This window comes from Streptomyces sp. H27-D2, assembly GCF_035828615.1.
GTDB lineage: Bacteria > Actinomycetota > Actinomycetes > Streptomycetales > Streptomycetaceae > Streptomyces.
The window spans coordinates 32,273-52,797 of sequence record NZ_JAYMZR010000006.1; the positions used below are offsets into that span (position 1 = coordinate 32,273).

The following is a 20,525-nucleotide window of genomic DNA, read 5'->3' on the forward strand; positions in this document are numbered from 1 at the left end:
CCGCCGCCGTCGTGTTGGCGCGCTGGGCGCGCGAACCGGGGGCGGCGCAGGTACTACCGGACGATCCGTCCATTGCTGGAGGGAGTCACTCCTCGGGTAGAAGGTGCCCCGCGCGGGCGCGCTGCGCGCGATCGCTGTGCTGCGGGGTGGGGCGCGCCGTGCGCCCCCGGGAACAGAGTAATCAACGAGCGGAGGGGCCGAGGGCAGGGCACTCGCCCCACGAGGGTGCGGTTCCGGCCGACTGCCCTGGGCGCCGCCCGGACCGCGCAGGTCAGCCGGGTCGTGCGGGTCCGGCTAGGAGTTCGGGCCCGTTCCGTACTCCTCGGAGAGCGCCCGCAGCGCGCGGGCGTCGGTGATCGCCTGCGCCTTGGCGACGCCCGGCTGGATGCCCATCGCGGCCATGCTGGTGCCGTCCGCGAGGTCGAGATAGACCCAGGGGTCACCGGGCCGCAGATTGACCTTGAGGATCTCCGCCCACTCCAGCCGGCGCCTGGTGGTCAGGTTCACCACCGTGACGCCCGCGCTGTCGGCGACCACCTTGGGGCGGCTGAGCAGCGCGAGCACCGCGAAGATCAGCACTCCGGTGCCGACGAAGGTGAGCAGGTCCCCGGTGCCCCAGCCGGTCCGTCCGTCGGTCGTCAGCAGCACCGCGATCAGTGTGAGGACGGCGAGCAGCACCACGCCGGTGGCCAGCAGCACGGCCCGGGTGCGGGTCGGGCGGAAGGTGACCGGCAGGTCGGGGAGGGCGGGCTGGGGCGCGGGGCTGGTCACGTCGGCGGTCTCTCGTCGCGGTTCGCTCAGGGCTGTTCGGAGCAGACCGGCTGTGTCACAGCCGGCAGGCGTGGATGCCCGTGGTGAGGATGGCGCGGGCCCCGAGCTCGTACAGCTCGTCCATGATGCGCTGCGAATCGCGGCTGGGAACCATGGAGCGGACCGCGACCCAGCCCTCGTGATGCAGCGGGGAGACGGTCGGCGACTCCAGGCCGGGGGTGAGCGCGACGGCGTTCTCGACGTCCTCGACGCGGATGTCGTAGTCCATCATCACGTAGCGCCGGGCGACCAGGACGCCCTGCAGCCGACGCAGGAACTGCTGGACCTTGGGGTCCGGCTCGTTCCCGCCGGTGCCGCGGATGACGACGGCCTCCGACTCCATGATCGGCTCGCCGATGACCTCCAGTCCGGCGTTGCGCAGCGAGATCCCGGTCTCCACGACGTCCGCGATGACCTGGGCGACGCCGAGCTCGATGGCCGTCTCGACCGCGCCGTCGAGGTGCACGACGGAGGCGTCGACACCGTGGTCGGCCAGGTGCTGGGCGACCACGCCCTCGTACGAGGTGGCGATCGTCATGCCGCCGAAGTCCTCGACGCCCTTCGCCGTGCCGGGCTTGGTGGCGTAGCGGAAGGTCGAGCGGGCGAAGCCGAGCTGGAGGATCTCCTCGGCCTTGGCGCCGGAGTCGAGCAGCAGGTCGCGGCCGGTGATGCCGATGTCCAGGCGGCCGGAGCTGACGTAGATGGCGATGTCACGGGGCCGGAGGTAGAAGAACTCGACCTCGTTCTCGACGTCGACCAGGACGAGTTCCTTGGACTCCTTGCGCTGCCGGTAGCCGGCCTCATGGAGCATCGCCGACGCAGGCTCGGAGAGTGAACCCTTGTTGGGGACAGCGATGCGCAGCATGACGGCGGGTTCCTTTGCAGCGGGGGTCGGGGAACGGGGTGGTGCGAGGAGGGCGGAGCGCTGAAGCGGCCGGCCCGGCTCAGAGATGGGCGTAGACGTCGTCCAGGGAGATTCCCCGGGCGACCATCATCACCTGAACGTGGTACAGGAGTTGCGAGATTTCCTCGGCGGTGGCGTCGGCGCCCTCGTACTCGGCGGCCATCCACACCTCGGCGGCCTCTTCGACGACCTTTTTGCCGATGGCATGCACCCCCTTGTCCACCAGTTCGGCGGTGCGGGAGCTGCTGGGGTCGCCGGAGGCGGCCTTCTGCTGGAGCTCGGTGAAGAGCTCCTCGAATGTCTTGTTGGCCATGGTGACTCTTACCTTACGGGGTCGGGCCGTGCCGCTCAGCGCCAGGGCTCGGAGACGGAACGCAGCGTCGTCGCGGTGGCCACGGCGGCGGTGACCGCCTCGTGGCCCTTGTCCTCGTTCGAGCCCTCGATGCCCGCCCGGTCGAGCGCCTGCTCCTCGGTGTCGCAGGTCAGGACGCCGAAGCCGATGGGTACGCCGGTCTCGACGGAGACCTGGGTGAGGCCCTGGGTGACCCCTTGGCAGACGTATTCGAAGTGCGGGGTGCCGCCGCGGATAACGACGCCCAGCGCGACGATCGCGTCGTAGCCGCGGTTCGCGAGGACCTTGGCGACGACCGGCAGTTCGAAGCTGCCGGGGACGCGCAGCAGGGTGGGCTCGTCGATGCCCAGCTCGTGGAGGGCGCGCAGCGCGCCGTCCACGAGTCCGTCCATCACCTTGACGTGCCATTGGGCGGCGATCACGGCCACTCGCAGGTCGCCACAGTTCTTCACGGTCAACTCGGGTGCGCCCTTGCCGCTCACGACTCTCCTCAGTGCTGTGCTGGTGCTGGTATCCGGAGGTGCTGGTGTTTGTTGTTGGTGGTGCTGGTGCTGGTGTTGTCGGTGGTGCTGAGACGGAGCCGCCGTCGGCCCCGTCCTCCTACTGGTTACCGCAGGCCGAGACCGGCTTGCCGTCCAGCCATGGCAGATCGTGGCCCATCCGGTCCCGCTTGGTGCGCAGGTACCGCAGATTGTGCTCGCCCGCCTCGACCGGCATCGGCTCCCGGCCTATGACACGCAGACCGTGCCGGACCAGAGCCGCGGTCTTGTCCGGGTTGTTGGTCATCAGCCGCAGGCTGCGCACCCCGAGGTCGGTGAGGATCTGGGCGCCCGCCGCGTAGTCGCGGGCGTCGGCGGGCAGGCCCAGTTCGAGGTTGGCGTCGAGGGTGTCCCGGCCGCGCTCCTGGAGTTCGTAGGCGCGCAGCTTGGACAGCAGGCCGATGCCGCGGCCCTCGTGGCCGCGCAGGTAGAGGACGACGCCGCGGCCCTCGGCGGTGACGCGCCGCAGCGAGGCGTGCAGCTGGGAACCGCAGTCGCAGCGCTGCGAGCCGAAGATGTCACCGGTGAGGCACTCGGAGTGCACCCGGACCAGGACGTCCTCGCCGTCGCCGATGTCGCCCGCGACCAGGGCGATGTGCTCCACACCGTCAACGGTGGAGCGGTAGCCGTACGCCTGGAAGTCGCCGAAGGCGGTGGGCAGCCCGGTCCGCGCCTCGCGGCGCACGGTGGGCTCGGCGGACCTGCGGTAGGCGACCAGGTCCTCGATGGAGATGATCGCGAGGCCGTGCTTGCGCGCGAAGGGCACCAGTTCCGGCAGCCGCATCATGGTGCCGTCCTCGTTGGCGATCTCCACGATCGCGGCGGCCGGGCGCAGGCCGGCCAGCCGGGCGAGGTCGACGCCGGCCTCGGTGTGCCCGTCGCGGACCAGGACGCCGCCGGGGCGGGCGCGCAGCGGGAAGACGTGGCCGGGGCGGACGAAGTCGCCGGAGGCGCTGTCCGGGTCGGCGAGCAGTCTGATGGTGGCGGCCCGGTCGGCGGCGGAGATGCCGGTGCTGACGCCGTGCGCGGGCGAGGCGTCGACCGAGACGGTGAACGCGGTGCCCATCGACTCGGTGTTGTCCTCGACCATCTGCGGCAGTTCGAGCCGGTCCAGCGCGGGCCCTTCCATCGGGACGCAGACCAGGCCGCGGCACTCGGTCATCATGAAGGCGACCAGTTCAGGGGTGGCCTTCTCAGCGGCGAGGATGAGGTCGCCCTCGTTCTCCCGGTTCTCGTCGTCGACCACGACGACGGGGCGGCCGGCGGCGATGTCGCTGATCGCGCGTTCGACGGGGTCGAGCGCGAGGTTCGCGCCGTCCCCCTCCTCGTACCAGCTCTGTGGTGTGATCATGCTGCTGCTCCTTCCAGGACGGGCCGCGAGCTCGAACGGGAGCGCAGCCACCAGTCGCGCATGCCCCACAGGACGAGGGCCAGATAGACGACGTAGACCAGGCCGGAGAAGGCCAGGCCACTGCTGAAGGCGAGCGGGACGCCCACCAGGTCGACGAGGACCCAGGCGAACCAGAACTCGACCAGGCCGCGGGCCTGGGCGACCATCGCGGCGAGGGTGCCGACGAAGATGTAGGCGTCCGGCCAGGGGTTCCAGGACAGGTCGGGCATCGCGGTGAACAGTCCGCCGACGATGAGGGTGCCGACGACGGTCCCGGCGACCAGGACGGCCCGCTCGCGTCCGCTCGCGAACCGGACGGCGATGTCGCCGCCGTGCTCACGACGGCCGCGCTGCCACTGGTTCCAGCCCCAGAAGGCGACGCCGATGATCAGAAGCTGCTTGCCGACACCACCGCTGAGCTGCGCGGACGCATAGGCCGCGACCAGGATGACGCCGGAGGCGAACTGGGCGGGCCAGGTCCATATGGAGCGCCGCCAGCCGAGCGCCAGGGCTATCAGCCCGACGCAGTTGCCGACCATGTCGGACCAGATGACGTGCTGGTCGAAGGCGGTGAAGGCCTCGCTGTTCAACCAGTCGAGGACGCCGCTCACCGAGCCGCCTCCGCACTGGGCGCGGCCGGCCCGGTGATCCCCGCGGTCGCCGCGGCTCCGGCGGTCCCCGTGCGGTCCGCGCCGAGCAGCCGCTCGACGTACTTGGCGAGGACGTCGACTTCGAGGTTGACCGGGTCGCCGACCCGCTTGACGCCCAGGGTGGTCAGGCCGAGGGTGGTGGGGATGAGGCTGATGGTGAAGAAGTCGGGACCCGCCTCGACGACGGTCAGGCTGACGCCGTCCACCGTGATGGAGCCCTTCTCCACGACGTAGCGGGACAGTCCGTCCGGCAGCGCGACCTTGACGAGCTCCCAGTGTTCACCGGGGATCCGCTCGGTGATGGTGCCGGTGCCGTCCACGTGGCCCTGGACGAGGTGTCCGCCCAGCCGTCCGCCCAGCGTCATCGGGCGCTCCAGGTTGACCCGGCTGCCGGGGGCCAGCGCGCCGAGGCTGGAGCGGTCCAGCGTCTCGGCCATGACGTCGGCGGTGAACTCGCCGTCGCCGAAGTCGACGACGGTCAGGCAGACGCCGTTGACCGCGATCGAGTCGCCGTGCTTGGCGTCCTCGGTGACGAGGGGGCCGCGCAGTCGGAAGCGGGCGGAGCGAGTGGGGTTCTGCTCCCCGGCGGTGTCGCCGAGAATCTCGACGGCGACGACCTCGCCCAGTTCTTCAACGATTCCGGTGAACAATTCAGTGCTCCTCGTCGGTGGGGTGAGCAGCGGCAACGGCGGGGGTGGCGGAGACCCTGAGATCGGGGCCGAGCCGGACGGTGTCGGTGACATCGAGCCGCAACGCCTGCGTGATCGTGCTGATTCCTGCGTCCGCGAGGACGGCGGGGCCCGCGCCGAGCAGCACGGGCGCGAGATAGCCGACGACCCGGTCGACGGACTCGGCAGCGAGGAAGGCGCCGGCCAGGGTGGGCCCGCCCTCCAGCAGCACGGAGCGCACGCCGCGCTCGTACAGCGCGGCGAGCAGCGCGGGGATGGAGAGGCCGCGGCCGTCGGGGGCGCGCGGCAGCCGGACCACCGGGGCGAGCCCTTCGAGGTGCGTCGCGTCGGCGTCCTCGGCGACGGCGATCAGGGCGGGCCCGGTGCCGTCGAGGACCCGGGCGCCGGGCTTGACGGCGGCGGCGTTGGTGTCGACGACGACCCGCAGCGGCTGGGTGACCTCGACGTCCACGACGCGCGCGCCGAGCTGCGGGTCGTCCATGCGGGCCGTACCGGAGCCGACGACGACGGCGTCGGCCCTGGCGCGCAGCCGGTGCACATCGGCGCGGGATTCGGGTGAGGTGATCCAGCGGCTGGTGCCGTCGGCGGCGGCGATCCGGCCGTCGAGGGTGGCGGCGTACTTCCACAGCACGAAGGGGCGCCGGCGTCGTACCGAGGTCAGCCAGGCTTCGTTGCCCGCCGCGGCCTGCTCCGCGAGGAGGCCGCCCTCGACGTCGATCCCCGCGGCGGCGAGGGTGCCGGCGCCGCCGGTCGCGGTGGGGTCCGGGTCGGCGACGGCGTAGACGACGCGGGCGATCCCGGCGTCCAGCAGGGCGCCGGTGCAGGGGCCGGTGCGGCCGGTGTGGTCACAGGGTTCGAGGGTGACGACGGCGGTGCCGCCGCGGGCCCGCTCCCCCGCTGCGCGGAGCGCGTTGACCTCGGCGTGCGGTCCGCCCGCGCGCTGGTGCCAGCCTTCGCCGACCGAGTTGCCTTCGGCGTCGAGGACGACGCAGCCGACGACGGGGTTGGGGCTGGTGGCGCCCAGGGCACGGGCGGCGAGCGCGATGGCCCGTTGCATGGCGTGTCGCTCTTGAACGGGCGCTGCGGCTGCGGTGGCCACCGGGTCCTCCTGCCTCTTGAGGCACGGACTCCGGGGCTGTCGAGAAGACACGTAACGGGAACATCGCGACCGGATACACCGAGGCAGGGAGCACGGACCACCCAAAAGGGACGGACCGTCGACGACGGCATACCGATACGAGCCCGCCGCGCACTGCCTCCCATCCGGACTTTAACCGTCGGTCCAGGAATTACACCTGGTCAACCGGCCGCTGGAGGCGGACGGGTCGCGGACTATAACCGCCGGTTCGGACTTTCACCGACCCCGGAGTGCGCTGCGTATATCAGTACAGCCTCAGTCTGCCACGTCTGATCGACGGCCATGCGGGCGAGCGACTGTGCCCTGGGTCACACGCAGTGCCGCCGGGTGACCGCTGTGTCATTCCCGGGCGATCGCCGCTTCACTTCCGCACTTCCGCACTTCCGCACTTCCGCGCGACCGCCGAGCGTCACTTCTGGGCGAGCTCGCGGACGACCTCCATGTCGCTGAACGGGATCACTTGGTCGCCGATGGTCTGGTGCGGCTCGCTGCCCTTGCCTGCCACCAGGACGACGTCACCGGGCCGCGCGGCGGCCATCGCGAACCGGATCGCCTCGCGACGGTCGGCGATGCGCTCGAAGGGGGTGCCGGTGGCTGCGATGCCGGGCGCGATCTGGTCGAGGATCGCCTCCGGGTCCTCTCCGCGCGGGTTGTCCGAGGTCAGCACGCACTGGTCGGAGAGCTTTCCGGCGATCGTGCCCATCGTGACCCGCTTGGTGACGTCGCGGTCGCCGCCGCAGCCGAAGACGGTGATGATCCGGCCGGTGGCGAACGAGCGCAGGGCCGTGAGCACCTTCTCCAGCGAGTCCGGGGAGTGCGCGTAGTCCACGATCACGCCGTAACCGTCACTGGTGTCGAAGCGCTCGAACCGGCCCGGGATGGGCGGCATCCGGTCGAGTGCGCCGATCAGCGCTTCGAGGTCGTGGCCGAGCTGGTGGCAGGCCGCCAGGGTGGCCAGCGCGTTGGAGACCGAGAAGCGGCCCGGCAGCGGGATCGCGGCGGGGTACTTCCGCCCGTCGTGGTGCAGCGTGAAGCGGCTGCCGTCGGCGCCCATGGAGAGGTCGGTCGCCCGGTAGTCGGCCTCGGCGTCGAGCGCGTAGGTGGTCACCGCGCCGGGCATCAGCGCCTGGATCTCGGCGCCGACCGGATCGTCCGCGTTGACGACGGCGCGCCGGCACAGCCCCTGGAAGAGCCGGAGCTTGGCGCCCTTGTAGCCCTCCATGGTGCCGTGGTCGTCGAGGTGATCCTGCGTCAGGTTGGTGAAGACGCCCACATCGATGAAGGTACGGTCCACCCGGTTGGTGAGCAGCGCCATCGAGGTCGCCTCCAGCACCACGCTGCCCGCGCCGTGGTCGCGCATGTAGCCGAAGAGGTATTGCAGTTCGGGCGACTCCGGGGTGGTCAGGACCGACCTCGGCATCGGGATCAGCTCATTGCCGATCCTGCTGCCGGAGGTCCCGATGACGCCCACGCTCGCACCCTCGGCGGCCCTGAGGACCGCCTCGACCATGTACGAGACGGAGGTCTTGCCGTTGGTGCCGGTGACCGCGACGACGTCCATGCCGCGGCCGGGCTCACCGTGGTAGCGGGAGGTGACGACCGGGGTCGCGGTACGGGCGTCCGGCACCCGCACCACGCAGACCTCGCCGGGCACGCCCAGCGGTGCGCGGGAGTCGCCGTCGACCAGCACCGCCACGGCGCCGCCCGCCAGCGCCTGTTCGATCGCCTCGGGCCCGCCCTCCTGGTGGCCGCGGATCGCGATGTACAGCGAGCCGGGCGCCCTGCGGTGCGCGTCGAAGCTCACGCCGCCGGTGATCTGCGCGCTCGGGTCGCCCTGGAGAACCTGGTGGTCGTGCCCGTCCAGAAGTTCGCTCAGCTTCACAACTATCCCCTCGGAGGCGATTCCGGCAAGGGCTAGCACGGCTCTGCCCATAGGGGCGGAGCCGTCGGCCGGACATCGCGGTGGTGGCCTTGGATAGGCGAGCGGACCCCACGGGGAGGGGGGAACTGCATAGGAACCCGGAGCCGAGACGGCTAAGGACCGCTACCTGTATAGGCGCGAAGCTCTCCGATGTGCGTACGGCTCGGCGTCGGATGCCGAGCCCGCGAAGGACCGGAGCAGAAGCGGCGTTCGTGTCCACAGGCCGTCGAGCTCAGCAAGGACCGGCTCGACGCTGTCCTAGCGTACATCCGATCATCGGAGCAATTCCCGGCATGACGTCGGGCGGTGCCGGGCGCCGCGGGGCCACGGTCCGGTCGTGGGGCGGCTGCGGGGCGGCCGTGGGGCGGGGTCCGCGACCGCCCCGGCGGGCCGCGTGCGGGGCCGGCTCCGGGATCGCGCCGCAGCCGCTGCGGGATCGCCTCGGGATCGGCCGGGCGGCCCGTTCGGCACATCCGCGGGACACTGGTCCATACCTATTGACGGCCTGGTCTAGTCCTCTTACAGTCTGCGGCACCTTCACGGGGCAGCCCTCCCCTTGGACGGTGGACACCACCGGCGAGCTGGGAGTCCGGCAGGACCTCGGCGGCTGCTGAAGCCAAGCCCCTCTGCCATCCGCCTCGACAGGCCGGAAAGTCCCGGCGGGCGACGCCTCCCCGTCGCGCCCGCCGGGACTTCCCATTACCGTCCGGAGCATGAAGACGATTCTGGTCACCGGCGGCACCGGCACCCTCGGCCGGGTCGTGACCGACCGGCTCCTCGACGCCGGACACGAGGTACGGGTGCTGAGCCGTCACCCGGCGGCCGACCGGCGGGACGCCGCTGCTCAGACCGACGCCGCTCGGGCCGCCGAGCCGCAGACGTACGCCGTCGACCTGCGCGACACCGGGGCCGGTGCGCGCCTCGACGCGGCCGTGACCGGCGCGGACGCCATCGTGCACTGCGCCAGCTCGCCCCGGGGCGGCGACGCCGACGCCGCCCGGCATCTGATCGAGGCGGCGCGGCGCGCGAAGGTCCCGCACCTCGTCTACATCTCGATCGTCGGCGTGGACCGGGTCCCGATGGGCTACTACCGGACGAAGTTCGAGGCCGAGCGGCTGATCGAGGACTCGGGCCTGGGCTGGACCGTGCTGCGGACCACCCAGTTCCACGACCTCGTGCTGCGCCTGTGGCAGATCTCCACCCGGCTGCCGCTCGCGCCCGTCCCGGCCGGGGTCCGTATCCAGCCGATCGACGTGCGCGAAGTCGGCGAGCGACTGGCCGAGGCGGCGCTCGGCGAACCGGCCGGGCGGGTGCCGGAGATGGGCGGCCCGCAGGTGCGCGACGCCGGCGATCTCGCGCGGGCCTATCTGCGCGCGGCGGGCCGCCGCCGGGCGCTGCTTCCCGTACGGCTGCCGGGCAAGGCGTTCGCCGGGTTCCGCGCCGGCGCCCATCTGCCGCCGGACCGGGCCGTCGGCCGGGTGACGTTCGAGGAGTTCCTCGCCGAGCGGTTCAGCCGCCCGGAGGCGTGAACAACTGCTCCTGAGCGGCGTCCATCGCGGTGAGCACCGCGCCGCGCAGCACCGCGCCGCCGCCGACGGTCCCCGCCCGTACCTCGGTGCGCAGCGGGGACATGCCGGTCAGCCGCCGGGCGACGCGCCGGGCGAGTTCCTCGCCGCCCGCGCGGCCGATCTCGCCGCCGAGGACGACGCAGCCGGGGTCCAGCACCGCACAGATCGCGGCGGCTCCGACGGAGATACGGCCGGCGAGCGCGTCCAGGAAGGGCCCGCCGTCGCTCTCCTGGGCCTCGATCGCCGCCCGGACGGCCGCCTCGGCGGGCGGTACGCGCCCGTCGGGCCGCGTCCGGATGCCGTGTTCGCGGGCGAGTTCGCAGATGGCCGCGGAGCCCGCCAGCGAGTGGAAGCCGCCGTCGCATCCGGTCGCGGTCGGCAGTACGTCGGTGCCGGGCACGGGCAGGAAGCCGATCTCACCGGTGCCGCCGGACGCGCCGCGGCGCAGCACGCCGTCCAGGACGACGGCCGCGCCGACCCCGTGTCCGAGCCACAGCAGCCCGAAGGTGCCGCGGTCGCGGGCGGCTCCGAGCCGCTGTTCGGCGACGGCGGCGAGGTTGACCTCGTTCTCCAGCAGGACCGGCGCGTCCTGACGGCTTGCCAGGGCGCTGACCAGGCCGCCGTGCCAGGCGGGCAGCCCGCCGGTGTCATTGAGTTCGCCGGTCGCCGGGTCGACGAGGCCGGGGGCGCCGACGGCGACGGTGTGCAGCCGGTCGGCCCCGGCGTCCCGCAGGGTGCGGTCCAGCAGCGCCGTCGCGGCGGCCACCGCGACGGCGGGTTCGGTGCTCGCGGCGATGGGCAGGGTGGCCTCGGCCAGGGTGCGGCCGAGCAGGTCGGCGACCGCGACGCCGACGCTGTGCGTGCGTACGTCGACGCCGGCGAGGTGGGCGCGGTCGGCGACGATCGCGTAGAGGCGGGCGTTGGGCCCGCGGCGGTCCGCGCCGGACTCGCCCGCGACGGCGATCAGCCCGTCGTTCCGCAGCCGCTCGACGAGGTCGGCGATGGTCGGCCGGGACAGTCCGGTCAGCGTTTTGAGCTGACCGGCCGTCAACGCGCCCTGCTCCTGGAGGTGGCGCAGCGCGAGCCGGTCGTTGATGGCCCGCGCCATGCTCGGGGAGGCGGTGCGGCCGGCCGGGGGCACGCGCGTGGAAGTCATGGCGCGATCCTTCCAGATCTATTTATCAGGCAGGCTCCCTGATAATTTACGTCACCGAGGTTGGGTAGGGGTAGAACGCTTCGGGGAGGGCCGGAATCGTATGGACAGCGCGGGCAGCGGCGAGAGCACGGGCGGCACAGGCGGCACGAGCGGCAGGGATCGTACAGACCGCGCGGTCGGCGCGGATCGCGCGGTCGGCAGGGATCGTGTCGGCGTATCGGGCGCGGTCGGCGGAGCGAGCTTCTCGGCGCGGCGGTTGGGCCGCGCCCGGCTGGCCGTCGCCGCCGTCTTCACCGTGCACGGAGCGGTCACCGGCAGCTTCGCCACCCGGGTCCCCTGGATCCAGGAGCATGTCGGCGTGAGCGCCGGCCAACTCGGTCTGGCGCTGGCCTTCCCCGCGATCGGCGCCTCGGTGGCGATGCCGCTGGCCGGCCGGATCAGCCACCGGTTCGGCCCCCGGGCCGCGCTGCGCGGGCTGCTCGCGCTGTGGACGGCGTCGCTGGCGCTGCCCGCGCTCGCTCCCGGCCTGGTCTCGCTGTGCTTCGCGCTCTTCGTCTACGGCGCCACCGCCGGCATGTCGGACGTCGCGATGAACGCGCTCGGCGTCGAGATCGAGGACCGCCTCGACCGGTCGCTGATGTCCGGGCTGCACGGCATGTGGAGCGTCGGCGCGCTGCTCGGCTCCGCGGCCGGCACGGTCGCCGCGCACGCCGACGTGGACGCCCGGCTGCACCTGACGACAGCGGCCGCCGTCCTCAGCGTCCTGGGCCTCCTCGCCTGCCGGGACGTGCTCGACGTGCGCAGCGCGCCCGAGGAGCACCCGCCGCCGCGCTTCGCGCTGCCTCCCAAGTCGGCCTTGGTCATCGGAGCGGTGGGGTTCTGCGCGGTGTTCGCCGAGGGCGCGAGCCTGGACTGGTCGGCGGTCTATCTGCGCGATGTGCTGGACACCTCGCCGGGCCTCGCCGCCGCTTCGACCACGGCCTTCGCCTGCACGATGGCGGCGGCCCGGCTGGTCGGCGACGCGGTGGTGGGCCGCTTCGGCGCCGTACGGACCGTACGGGCGGGCGGGGTGCTCGCGACGGCGGGCGGTGTCCTGGTGGTCACCGCCGTCGATCCGGTGATGGCCCTCGGCGGCTTCGCGCTGATCGGGCTCGGGGTCGCGGTCGTGGTGCCGCTCGCCTTCGCGGCGGCCGGGCGCAGCGGTCCGGCGCCCAGCCAGTCGATCGCGGGCGTCGCCACGATCACCTACACCTCGGGGCTGATCGCGCCGTCGGCGATGGGCTCGATCGCCGACGCGACGTCCCTGACGGTGTCGTTCGGGCTGGTCACGGTGTTGGCGCTGGGGTTGATCTTCGGCGCGGGCGTGCTGCGGCAGGCAGGGCGGAGCGCTGCCCCGGAACTACCGGCCGAGACACCCGTCAAGCGGGGCTGACGCGGGGCGGAGTTGACGCCGGGTGCTGCCGGGTGGCGCCGGGTGCTGCCGGGCCGGGGCGGAACACTCGCTTCCGGTCCCGTGCCTGTGCCCGTGACCATCGCTGCCGCCGATTAACATGGGCGCGATCCCGTGCCTTGACCCTGGTCGCACCGCGACCCGGACGGCACTCGTCGCTGTCCGGCGGGCCGCTGTCCGAGTGGTAGCTGCCCAATGGGCCGCGTGCCGGTCGGCCGCCCCCGGTGGCCGCGGCAGTACGAGCGGCATCAGCGACATCAGCGACAGACAGCGGTACAGGGAGAAGGACCATGGCGGGCTTCGGGTGGAAGTTGCACGGCGACGGCAAGAGCCTCGCACCCGGGGAGGTCGTCAAGCCGGACGAGCGGCTCACCTGGGGACGTACCGCCGGGCTGGGCGCGCAGCATGTGGTGTCCATGATCGGTGCGTGCTTCGTCGCCCCCATCCTGATGGGCCTGGACCCGAACCTCGCGGTGATGGCGTCCGGTGTGGCCACCGTCTTCTTCCTGCTGGCCACCGGCGGCCGGATCCCGAGCTATCTCGGCAGCAGCCTGTCCTTCGTCGGCGTCGCCGCCGTCATCCAGACCCAGGGCGGTGACGCGGCCACGCTGACCGGCGCGCTGCTGGTGGTCGGCGTGGCGCTGTTCCTGTGCGGGGCGGCCGTTCGCGCCCTCGGCGCGCGGGTCATCCACGCGGTGCTGCCGCCGGTGGTCACAGGTTCTGTCGTGATGCTGATCGGGTTCAACCTCGCGCCGGTGACAGCCGGCACCTACTGGCCGCAGGACCAGTGGATCGCGCTGCTGACCATGCTCTTCACCGGCTTCGCGCTGGTGGTGCTGCGCGGGTTCTGGTCGCGCATCGCGATCTTCCTCGGGCTGGCGTTCGGCTACGTGGTCTCCTGGCTGTTCGACCGGGTCTTCGGCAGAATCCACTCCGCTGACGGCTCGGGCAAGCTCACCGACCACTGGCGGCTCGACCTCTCCGGCGTCGCCAAGGCCGACTGGATCGGCCTGCCGACCGTGCACGCCCCGAGCTTCTCCCTCTCGGCGGTGCTCGTCGCCCTCCCCGTGGTGGTCGCCCTGATCGCCGAGAACGCCGGGCATGTGAAGGCGGTCGGCGAGATGACCGGCGATCCGCTCGACGACCGGCTCGGCGGCGCGATCATGGCCGACGGCGCGGCGACGGTGCTGTCCACCTCGGTCGGCGGTCCCGCCACCACCACGTACGCGGAGAACATCGGCGTCATGGCCGCCACCCGCATCTACTCCACCGCCGCCTACTGGTGCGCGGCCGGCTTCGCCATCCTCTTCGGCCTCTGCCCGAAGTTCGGCGCGGTCGTCGCCGCGATCCCGGGCGGTGTGCTCGGCGGCATCACCGTCATCCTCTACGGCATGATCGGCCTGCTCGGCGCGCAGATCTGGGTCCGCGCCCGCGTCGACCTCTCGAACCCGCTGCACCTGGTGCCGGTGGCCGCCGGACTCATCGTCGGCATCGGCAACGTCAGCCTGGACTTCACCGACAACTTCCAGCTCAGCGGCATCGCGCTGGGCACCCTCGTCGTGCTCATCGGCTATCACGCGCTGCGTTTTTTGGCCCCGGCCCATTTGACGCGGGCCGCGCCGCTGGACGCCGGAACGTCGACGTACGACGAGGAGCCGCACGACGAGGACCGGCCGCCGTCCGCGCACTGATCGCGCCGCCTGGGCCCGTGACAGCTCACTCCCGGACGCGATGGTGGGCGACATGATCGAGGACTCCTACGACCTCATCGTCGCCGCGCTCCCCCGCACCCAGCGCGCCCTCCTGAGCTGGGACGGCCTGCGCGAGCCCCGGGGCTGAGCGCTCGTGCACCCGCCTGACCGATTAGCCCGTTCCGGTCACGCGGGACCGCACGCCCCGTACGGTCCGTATGACCCTGTCACTCTGTGCGCATGACGACGACCGAGCAGACGCCCAGCGTGGAGATCCACCGCGTGCTGGAGCGGATGCGAGCGCTGGACGCGGAGTTGCCCGAGCGGGACGGGGTCGCCGTGTTCAACCGTGTCTATCTGTCGGTCACCGAGGAGATGGCGCGCCGGACCGCCGGCGTCGGCCCCGGGGGCGGCGCGAGGGAACCCTACGGAGCCATCGCGTTCCAACACCAGCCCTCCGCCGGGGCGTTGGGGGTTCGGTTCGCCGAGCTGTTCCTGACGGCGGTGGACGCGTCCGCGCACGGGCGGCAGTTGCCCGCCTGCTGGCGGCCGTTGTTCCAGCTGCGGCGGCATCCGGGGGTGCGGCCGTTGCAGTTCGCACTCGCCGGGATCAACGCGCATGTCGGCCATGACCTGGCGCTGGCGGTGGCCGGCACCTGCGCGGGGCTGGACTGTGAACCAGCCGCGCTGGAGACCGACTTCGAGCGGATCGGGGACGTTCTGACCTCGATCGAGGAGCGGGTACGGGAGGAGCTGATGCCCGGACCTGATCTGCTCGACGTCGCCGATCCGCTGACCCACCTGGTCGGCTCCTGGAGCCTGGCGCGGGCCCGGGACGCGGCGTGGGCGGCGGCGCGGGTGCTCTGGGGGCTGCGCGGCGCGCCCGAGCTCCGTACGGAGTTCACCGAGCGACTCGACTCCGGGGTCGGGCTGGTCGGCCGCTTTCTGCTCACGCCGCTGAAGATCGGCTGACGCGGCGGACACGGCTGGCGCCGCGGACACGAAGGCCGGCGGCGCGGGCGCCGTCGCGCGGGCCCGGCTCGCGAACCGGGGCAGCGGCGGCCCGTCCAGGACGTGCCGCCGCCGTTGTCGTACGTCCGGCTCAGGGTGTGGCCGGGCGTCGAGGGGTCATCCCACCGGGCTGGCGCCACGCACGCCGAAGATCTTGACTGCTTGGTAGTACGTCCAGGCGGTGCCGTCGCACGAGGTCTTCGAGGCTCCGCTGTAGCCGGCGCAGACCCGCTTGAGGTCTTCATAGAAGGCGCTGTCCAGCCGGGCCTTGTTGGCGTCGAAGGCGCCCTGCGCCTTGTAGTTGCGGTAGCCGAAGTCATGGCGTGCGCAGGAGGTCTGGAACGGGAAGCCGAAGGGGTTGTCCGGGGAGGTGCTGCAGTAGTCGGTGGACCAGTCGAAGCCGTAGGCCGACCAGGCTCCCTGGTCGGCGCGGGCGGAGACCCAGTTCTGGTAGCTGCCCGCGCCGGCCTGCGTCCAGTTCGCGAGAACCTGCGGCTTGTCGGCGGGAGCGGCGGTGGCGGTGGGGGCGGTTCCGATGAGCGCGGCCAGGGCGGCGGCCGTGGCGGCCAGGCAGGTGGCCAGTCTTCGACGCATCTCATACCTCCGGTGGGGGACCTCGGCCCGGGTTCCGAGCGAGCGTCAGGAACATGACAATGCAGCAACCTTTCGTTCTTGGTTACCCCCGGCGGACGGCTTGTTACCGCCCAGTGCATAAAAGACGTCACACGGCCGGGAAGTTCACCCCCGTTGGCCTGAATCCCTCCCTCTGCCGCGCCCGACCGGCTCGCGCGCCGCGGGGGGCGGCGCGCCGCGCGCCTTCCGGCAGAGGAGAGAGATCGGCCGATTACGGGGCTGTGGGCGCACCGCGAAGGTGATCCCCTGAAAGCCTCAACTCGACTTCTGGAGGCTGAAGTTGGACACCTCGCCCGCACAACCCGAATCCGGGTCCGAGACGGCGGCGGCCGTGCACCTCGTGGAGCTGGGCTTCGGCCACCTCTACACCGCGGCGCTGCGCACCGCCGTCGGCTACCGCGTCGCCGACCATCTCGCCGAGGGCCCGCGCACCGCGGAGGACCTCGCACGCCGTACCGGCACTGACGCCGGGGCGCTGCGGCGCGTACTGCGGTATCTGGCTTCCCGCGAGGTCTTCCGGCAGGACGAGGACGGCGCGTTCCATCTGACCCCCGCCGCAGAACTGTTGCGCACCGACGTGCCGGGCTCACTGCACCCGGCGATCAGCATGCTCACCCACGAGACGTTCCTGCGCTCCTCGGCCGGGCTGGAGGAGACCGTACGCAGCGGCGAGCCGGCCTTCCCGAAGGTCTTCGGCGCGCCCTTCTTCGAGTATCTGCGCACCGACGCCGCCACCCGCGAACTCTTCGACGCCGGTATGGCGTCCCTCTCCGGCCCCATGGACGAACTCGTCGCCGAGGCGTACCCGTTCCCCGAGCGGGGCGTTCTCGCCGACGTGGGCGGTGGGCGCGGCGGGCTGCTGCGGGCCGTGCTGCTGCGCCATCCGGCGATGTCCGGGGTGCTCTACGACCAGGAACCGGCGCTGCGCGAACACCTGCTCGACACACCGGAGTTGGCAGGCCGGTGGCGGACCGAGGCCGGTGACTTCTTCACGGCCGCGCCGGAGGGGGCGGACTTCTACGTGCTCAAGCACGTGCTGCACGACTGGAGCGACGCGGACTGCGTACGCATCCTGCGCTCGTGCCGACGGGCGCTGGCGCCCGGCGGCCGGGTGCTGGTCGTGGACGCGGCGCTGCCGGCCGGGAACGAACCGCACCCCGGCAAGGCGCTGGACGTGGCGATGATGGCGGTCCTCGAAGGCAAGGAGCGCGACGCCGCGGAGCTGGACGCGCTCTTCGCGGAAGCGGACCTGGTCAGGACGCGGGTTCTGCCGACGGCGACCTTCACCTCGATCGTGGAGGCCGAGGCCGCGGCGTAGCGGCGCGGGGTCGGTCCCGAAGCCGCGCCGGAGACGCGGCCGGGGGCCGGGACCGCGCCGGAGCAACGGTTCCGGGACCGGCCCGGGCCCAGGCCGGGGCCGGAGCAACCCCGCCCCCGGCCAGCCCCGGCCCGGCTCGCCCGGTCAGTCCTCGGGCAGCTCGACCGGTGCGATCTCGTCGTAGAGGTCGCCCGGTCCCGGGTTGGTCGCGTCCGTGCCGCCGCCGAAGTGGTGCATGACGCCCCAGACCGCGTTCAGCGCCGTCTGCACCGCGCCCTCGGCCCAGCCCGCCGTCCAGGAGATGTCGTCGCCCGCGAGGAAGATGCCGCGCTTGTCCTCGGGCAGCCGGTCCTGCATGAAGTGGGTGAACAGGCGGCGCTGGTAGCGGTAGTGGCCGGGCAGGTTGGCCTTGAACGCGCCCATGAAGTAGGGCTCGTTCTCCCAGGAGACGGTGACCGGGTTGCCGATGATGTGCTTGCGGATGTCGACCTTGGGATAGATCTCGCCGAGCGACTTGAGCATGACCTCCATGCGCTCGTTCGCCGACAGCGGGAGCCACTTGAGGCTGTCGTCGCACCAGGTGTACGACAGGCAGATGGTCGCGGGCTTGTCCGGGCCGTCGTCCAGCAGGTAGGTGCCGCGGGTCATCCGGTCGGTGAGCGTCATGCTCATCACGTCACGGCCGGTCTCCGCGTCGGTGTCCAGCCAGAACGGCCGGTCGACGGGGACGAAGAGCTTGGACGACTCCATGTAGTGGGTGCGCTCGATCGCCGTCCAGTGGTCGATCGGGAACAGCGTGTCGTCGCAGTCGATCTTGGAGAGCAGCATCCAGGACTGCGCGGTGAAGACGGCCGCCTGGTAGGTGCGGATATCGCCGGACGCGTCCGTGACCGTGATCCGGTTGCCGGCGGTACGGGTCAGCCGGGTCACCGCGGGGCGCGGGTCGCCGCCGTGCAGGGATTGCAGCGAGGTGCCCTGCGGGTGGTGGATGATCTTGCCGGGCTCGCGGTCCCACATCCGCAGCGGCAGCTGCTGGCAGCCGCCGATGATGCCGCGGTGCTCGTCGTCCGCGCCGGTGTAGACGACCCGCAGGATCTCCAGGATCGAGTTGGGGAAGTCGGTGTCCCAGCCGCCGGTGCCGAAGCCGACCTGGCCGAAGATCTCGCGGTGCCGGAAGGACTTGAAGGCCGGGGAGTCGCAGAGGAAACCGTAGAAGGTCTGGTTGTCGAGCTTCTCGACGAGCTGCGCCCAGATCTCGCGGATCTTGGGGATGTCGCGCTCGCGGATCGCGCTCTGCATGGCGGAGAAGTCGGCGCCGTCCTCCAGACAGGCGTTCCAGGCGTGCATCACCGCGTGGTAGACCTCGGGGAGATCATCGACGGTGCGGGCGTAGTGGGACTCGCCCTTGAGGTCGACGACGGTGGACGGGGTGTCCGGGGAGAGCGGGTTCGGGAACGGCTTGGTCTCCAGCCCGACCAGGTCGATGTAGTGCTGGAAGGCCGTGGAGCACGGCGGGAAGCGCATCGCGCCCATCTCCGCCGTCAGCTCGCCCTCGCAGCCCTCGAAACCGACGGTCCGCAGCCGGCCGCCGATCTGGTCCGCTTCGTAGACGACCGGGGTGAGGCCCATCTTCATCAGTTCATACGCGGCGACGATGCCGGAGAGGCCGCCGCCGATGACCGCGACCTCCGCGCCGTGCTCGGTCGCGGGTATCTGGCCGAGCCCGGCCGGATGCGCGAGGTAGTCGTCGTAGGCGTACGGGAAGTCCGGGCCGAACATCGTGATGGGCGGCTCGACGGCAGCGGCCTGCTCATCGTGGACGGCGGTGGGCACCGTGGACGTCATCGGCGGAACTCTCCTACTGCGAAAGGGGGGCGCGGGGCAAGGTCGATCGGGGTCGGCCGCGGGGCCGGAGCGGACGGGCCGCGAGCAAGTGGGGGGCAGCCGGTCGCGGGTCGGGGCGCGGTCAGTCGCGGACTCGGGCCAGCGAGCCGTACAGCTCGGGGTGCCGGTCGGCGAGGTAGGTGTTCTCGGCGCGCGAGGCGGCCAGCAGCGCGGGGTCCGCGTCGGCGAGGAGCAGTTCCTCGCCGCGTCCGGCGCGGGCCCGTACGGTCCCGTCGGGTCCGGCCAGGCAGCTCAGGCCGACGAATTCGAACTCGCCTTCCGGGCCGGTCCGGTTGACGTACGCGACGTACATCTGGTTCTCGAAGGCGCGAGCCGGGACGAGGGTCTCGGCGACGAACTGGAAGGGGTGCATCTGCGCGGTGGGCACCAGCAGCAGATCGGTGCCGGCCAGCGCGTGCGCCCGGACGTTCTCCGGGAACTCCACGTCGTAACAGATCATGATCCCGATCCGCAGGCCGCCGAGCTCCGCCTGCACGACCGGGGTCTCGCCCGGCGTGAACCACTCGTGCTCGAAACAGCCGAAGAGGTGGGTCTTGCGGTAGTTCGCCGATGGCGAGCCGTCCGGGCCGATCAGCTGAGCGGAGTTGAAGACCGCCTCGCCCGCCCGCTCCGGGTAGCCGTAGAGCACCGCGACGCCGTGCTCGGCCGCGATCCGGGCCACGGCGGCGGCGCTCGGGCCGTCGGCGGGCTCGGCGAGCCGGTGCACGTCGGCGCCGATCGCGTAGCCGGTGAGGAACATCTCCGGGCAGACCAGCAGCCCGGCCCCGGCGGCGGCAGCCCGGCCAGCGGCCTCGTCGAGCACCCTGAGGTTGCGTTCGACGTCGCCCAGGTGACCTGAGCTCTGGAGCAGCGCGGCGCGCAGCGGCGTCATGGGACCTCTTGGGGGTGCGTACGGACGTCGGACGGGACGTTTAGACGGTACGGGCCGGGTTTCCCCCCGGACAACCCGCGACCATTGCGCACCGACCGTCGATTCGTTGCGCAGTTCCAACGCTTCACGGTGATTCGTTGCGTACGGGCGTCAGGGCCGCCCGGGGTCGCCGCGGATCGGCCTCGTACCCCCTCCGCCCGCGAGCTGGGGGCCGCGCTCGGCATCGCACTGGCGGCACCGCGCCGGCGGCACCGCGCTGCCCCGTCGGCCACGGCTGCGCGGCCGGCTACCGGATCGCGGCAGGGGTGCTGGTCGTGCTGGCCGCCGCCGGCGCCGTCGGCCTCAGGCGGGAGCGCCGGAGGTGAAGCGGCGCAGCAGCGGCGAGAGCACCAGGACCGACTTCGTGCGCTCCACGAACGGCTCGCCCGCGATGCGCTCCAGCACCCGTTCGAAGTGCCGCATGTCGGAGGCGAAGATCTGGACCATGGCGTCCGCGTCGCCGGGGTCGGGCGACGCGGACGCCACATGC

At 72.1% G+C, this 20,525-nt stretch carries 19 protein-coding genes and 1 riboswitch; of the genes, 5 read left to right on the forward strand and 14 right to left on the reverse strand.

The window, feature by feature from the left end:
• Nucleotides 1-294 precede the first annotated feature (294 nt).
• The 9 genes from QMK28_RS04085 to QMK28_RS04125 all read right to left on the reverse strand — a co-directional run bounded on the left by QMK28_RS04085 (nucleotide 295) and on the right by QMK28_RS04125 (nucleotide 8,354).
• Nucleotides 295-771 (reverse strand): PH domain-containing protein, encoded by a 477-nt coding sequence (locus QMK28_RS04085; RefSeq protein WP_326435577.1) that lies wholly within the window; start codon nucleotides 769-771, stop codon nucleotides 295-297.
• 55 nt (nucleotides 772-826) lie between these two features.
• Nucleotides 827-1,675 (reverse strand): ATP phosphoribosyltransferase, encoded by an 849-nt coding sequence (gene hisG, locus QMK28_RS04090; protein WP_326435578.1) that lies wholly within the window; start codon nucleotides 1,673-1,675, stop codon nucleotides 827-829.
• A gap of 79 nt (nucleotides 1,676-1,754) precedes the next feature.
• Nucleotides 1,755-2,027: a phosphoribosyl-ATP diphosphatase gene (locus QMK28_RS04095; RefSeq protein ID WP_326435579.1), complete on the reverse strand. Its 273-nt coding sequence runs from the start codon at nucleotides 2,025-2,027 to the stop codon at nucleotides 1,755-1,757.
• A 35-nt stretch (nucleotides 2,028-2,062) separates the two neighbouring features.
• On the reverse strand, nucleotides 2,063-2,548 hold the full coding sequence (ribH, locus tag QMK28_RS04100; protein ID WP_326435580.1) for a 6,7-dimethyl-8-ribityllumazine synthase: 486 nt from the start codon (nucleotides 2,546-2,548) through the stop codon (nucleotides 2,063-2,065).
• Nucleotides 2,549-2,666: 118 nt separating this feature from the next.
• A complete protein-coding gene (locus tag QMK28_RS04105) occupies nucleotides 2,667-3,956 on the reverse strand; it encodes a bifunctional 3,4-dihydroxy-2-butanone-4-phosphate synthase/GTP cyclohydrolase II (RefSeq protein WP_326435581.1) in 1,290 nt (429 codons plus the stop codon).
• Nucleotides 3,953-4,606, reverse strand: a complete 654-nt coding sequence (locus tag QMK28_RS04110; RefSeq protein WP_326435582.1) for a nicotinamide mononucleotide transporter family protein — start codon at nucleotides 4,604-4,606, stop codon at nucleotides 3,953-3,955. Before QMK28_RS04110 ends, QMK28_RS04105 begins: the two co-directional genes overlap by 4 nt.
• Nucleotides 4,603-5,295, reverse strand: coding sequence for a riboflavin synthase (locus QMK28_RS04115; protein WP_326435583.1), 693 nt, complete (start codon nucleotides 5,293-5,295; stop codon nucleotides 4,603-4,605). Before QMK28_RS04115 ends, QMK28_RS04110 begins: the two co-directional genes overlap by 4 nt.
• Before the next feature lies 1 nt (nucleotide 5,296).
• The gene (ribD, locus tag QMK28_RS04120; protein ID WP_326435662.1) at nucleotides 5,297-6,391 is read right to left on the reverse strand and encodes a bifunctional diaminohydroxyphosphoribosylaminopyrimidine deaminase/5-amino-6-(5-phosphoribosylamino)uracil reductase RibD; all 1,095 of its coding nucleotides are present in this window, start codon (nucleotides 6,389-6,391) and stop codon (nucleotides 5,297-5,299) included.
• A 188-nt stretch (nucleotides 6,392-6,579) separates the two neighbouring features.
• A riboswitch (FMN riboswitch) is annotated at nucleotides 6,580-6,710 on the reverse strand.
• A gap of 171 nt (nucleotides 6,711-6,881) precedes the next feature.
• On the reverse strand, nucleotides 6,882-8,354 hold the full coding sequence (locus QMK28_RS04125) for a UDP-N-acetylmuramoyl-L-alanyl-D-glutamate--2,6-diaminopimelate ligase (protein ID WP_326435584.1): 1,473 nt from the start codon (nucleotides 8,352-8,354) through the stop codon (nucleotides 6,882-6,884).
• Nucleotides 8,355-9,106: 752 nt separating this feature from the next.
• Between QMK28_RS04125 and QMK28_RS04130 the strand changes: the two genes are divergently transcribed.
• On the forward strand, nucleotides 9,107-9,922 hold the full coding sequence (locus QMK28_RS04130) for an SDR family oxidoreductase (protein WP_326435585.1): 816 nt from the start codon (nucleotides 9,107-9,109) through the stop codon (nucleotides 9,920-9,922).
• Here QMK28_RS04130 and QMK28_RS04135 read toward each other — a convergent pair.
• Entirely contained in the window at nucleotides 9,903-11,117 is a 1,215-nt protein-coding gene (locus QMK28_RS04135) for an ROK family transcriptional regulator (RefSeq protein ID WP_326435586.1), read from the reverse strand. The genes QMK28_RS04130 and QMK28_RS04135 overlap by 20 nt on opposite strands.
• Nucleotides 11,118-11,217: 100 nt before the next feature.
• Here QMK28_RS04135 and QMK28_RS04140 point away from each other — a divergent pair, with 100 nt between their 5' ends.
• The 3 genes from QMK28_RS04140 (at nucleotide 11,218) to QMK28_RS04150 (ending at nucleotide 15,230) form a co-directional block, all read left to right on the forward strand.
• Entirely contained in the window at nucleotides 11,218-12,549 is a 1,332-nt protein-coding gene (locus QMK28_RS04140) for an MFS transporter (protein WP_326435587.1), read from the forward strand.
• Nucleotides 12,550-12,857: 308 nt separating this feature from the next.
• Nucleotides 12,858-14,258 (forward strand): uracil-xanthine permease family protein, encoded by a 1,401-nt coding sequence (locus QMK28_RS04145; protein WP_326435588.1) that lies wholly within the window; start codon nucleotides 12,858-12,860, stop codon nucleotides 14,256-14,258.
• A 240-nt stretch (nucleotides 14,259-14,498) separates the two neighbouring features.
• Nucleotides 14,499-15,230, forward strand: a complete 732-nt coding sequence (locus QMK28_RS04150) for a DUF5995 family protein (RefSeq protein WP_326435589.1) — start codon at nucleotides 14,499-14,501, stop codon at nucleotides 15,228-15,230.
• A 156-nt stretch (nucleotides 15,231-15,386) separates the two neighbouring features.
• Here QMK28_RS04150 and QMK28_RS04155 read toward each other — a convergent pair whose 3' ends face one another.
• Nucleotides 15,387-15,863 (reverse strand): phospholipase, encoded by a 477-nt coding sequence (locus tag QMK28_RS04155; protein WP_326435590.1) that lies wholly within the window; start codon nucleotides 15,861-15,863, stop codon nucleotides 15,387-15,389.
• Between the two features lie 319 nt (nucleotides 15,864-16,182).
• Here QMK28_RS04155 and QMK28_RS04160 point away from each other — a divergent pair, with 319 nt between their 5' ends.
• Nucleotides 16,183-17,220: a methyltransferase gene (locus QMK28_RS04160; RefSeq protein WP_326435591.1), complete on the forward strand. Its 1,038-nt coding sequence runs from the start codon at nucleotides 16,183-16,185 to the stop codon at nucleotides 17,218-17,220.
• A gap of 144 nt (nucleotides 17,221-17,364) precedes the next feature.
• Here the strand turns inward: QMK28_RS04160 and QMK28_RS04165 are convergent, their stop codons facing one another.
• The 3 genes from QMK28_RS04165 to QMK28_RS04175 form a co-directional block, all read right to left on the reverse strand.
• Nucleotides 17,365-19,065 (reverse strand): flavin monoamine oxidase family protein, encoded by a 1,701-nt coding sequence (locus QMK28_RS04165; protein ID WP_326435592.1) that lies wholly within the window; start codon nucleotides 19,063-19,065, stop codon nucleotides 17,365-17,367.
• Between the two features lie 121 nt (nucleotides 19,066-19,186).
• Nucleotides 19,187-19,996, reverse strand: a complete 810-nt coding sequence (locus tag QMK28_RS04170; RefSeq protein WP_326435593.1) for a carbon-nitrogen hydrolase family protein — start codon at nucleotides 19,994-19,996, stop codon at nucleotides 19,187-19,189.
• Between the two features lie 342 nt (nucleotides 19,997-20,338).
• The coding region (locus QMK28_RS04175; protein WP_326435594.1) for an Lrp/AsnC ligand binding domain-containing protein at nucleotides 20,339-20,525 on the reverse strand (187 nt) is incomplete at its 5' end.

What these genes read in the sequence shown, in the direction of transcription:
- hisG (WP_326435578.1), bottom strand. Translation starts at nt 1,675, where the DNA reads ATGCTGCGCATCGCTGTCCCCAACAAGGGTTCACTCTCCGAGCCTGCG.
- QMK28_RS04095 (WP_326435579.1), bottom strand. Translation starts at nt 2,027, where the DNA reads ATGGCCAACAAGACATTCGAGGAGCTCTTCACCGAGCTCCAGCAGAAG.
- QMK28_RS04105 (WP_326435581.1), bottom strand. Translation starts at nt 3,956, where the DNA reads ATGATCACACCACAGAGCTGGTACGAGGAGGGGGACGGCGCGAACCTC.
- ribD (WP_326435662.1), bottom strand. Translation starts at nt 6,391, where the DNA reads ATGCAACGGGCCATCGCGCTCGCCGCCCGTGCCCTGGGCGCCACCAGC.
- QMK28_RS04130 (WP_326435585.1), top strand. Translation starts at nt 9,107, where the DNA reads ATGAAGACGATTCTGGTCACCGGCGGCACCGGCACCCTCGGCCGGGTC.
- QMK28_RS04135 (WP_326435586.1), bottom strand. Translation starts at nt 11,117, where the DNA reads ATGACTTCCACGCGCGTGCCCCCGGCCGGCCGCACCGCCTCCCCGAGC.
- QMK28_RS04140 (WP_326435587.1), top strand. Translation starts at nt 11,218, where the DNA reads ATGGACAGCGCGGGCAGCGGCGAGAGCACGGGCGGCACAGGCGGCACG.
- QMK28_RS04145 (WP_326435588.1), top strand. Translation starts at nt 12,858, where the DNA reads ATGGCGGGCTTCGGGTGGAAGTTGCACGGCGACGGCAAGAGCCTCGCA.
- QMK28_RS04150 (WP_326435589.1), top strand. Translation starts at nt 14,499, where the DNA reads ATGACGACGACCGAGCAGACGCCCAGCGTGGAGATCCACCGCGTGCTG.
- QMK28_RS04155 (WP_326435590.1), bottom strand. Translation starts at nt 15,863, where the DNA reads ATGCGTCGAAGACTGGCCACCTGCCTGGCCGCCACGGCCGCCGCCCTG.
- QMK28_RS04165 (WP_326435592.1), bottom strand. Translation starts at nt 19,065, where the DNA reads ATGACGTCCACGGTGCCCACCGCCGTCCACGATGAGCAGGCCGCTGCC.
- QMK28_RS04170 (WP_326435593.1), bottom strand. Translation starts at nt 19,996, where the DNA reads ATGACGCCGCTGCGCGCCGCGCTGCTCCAGAGCTCAGGTCACCTGGGC.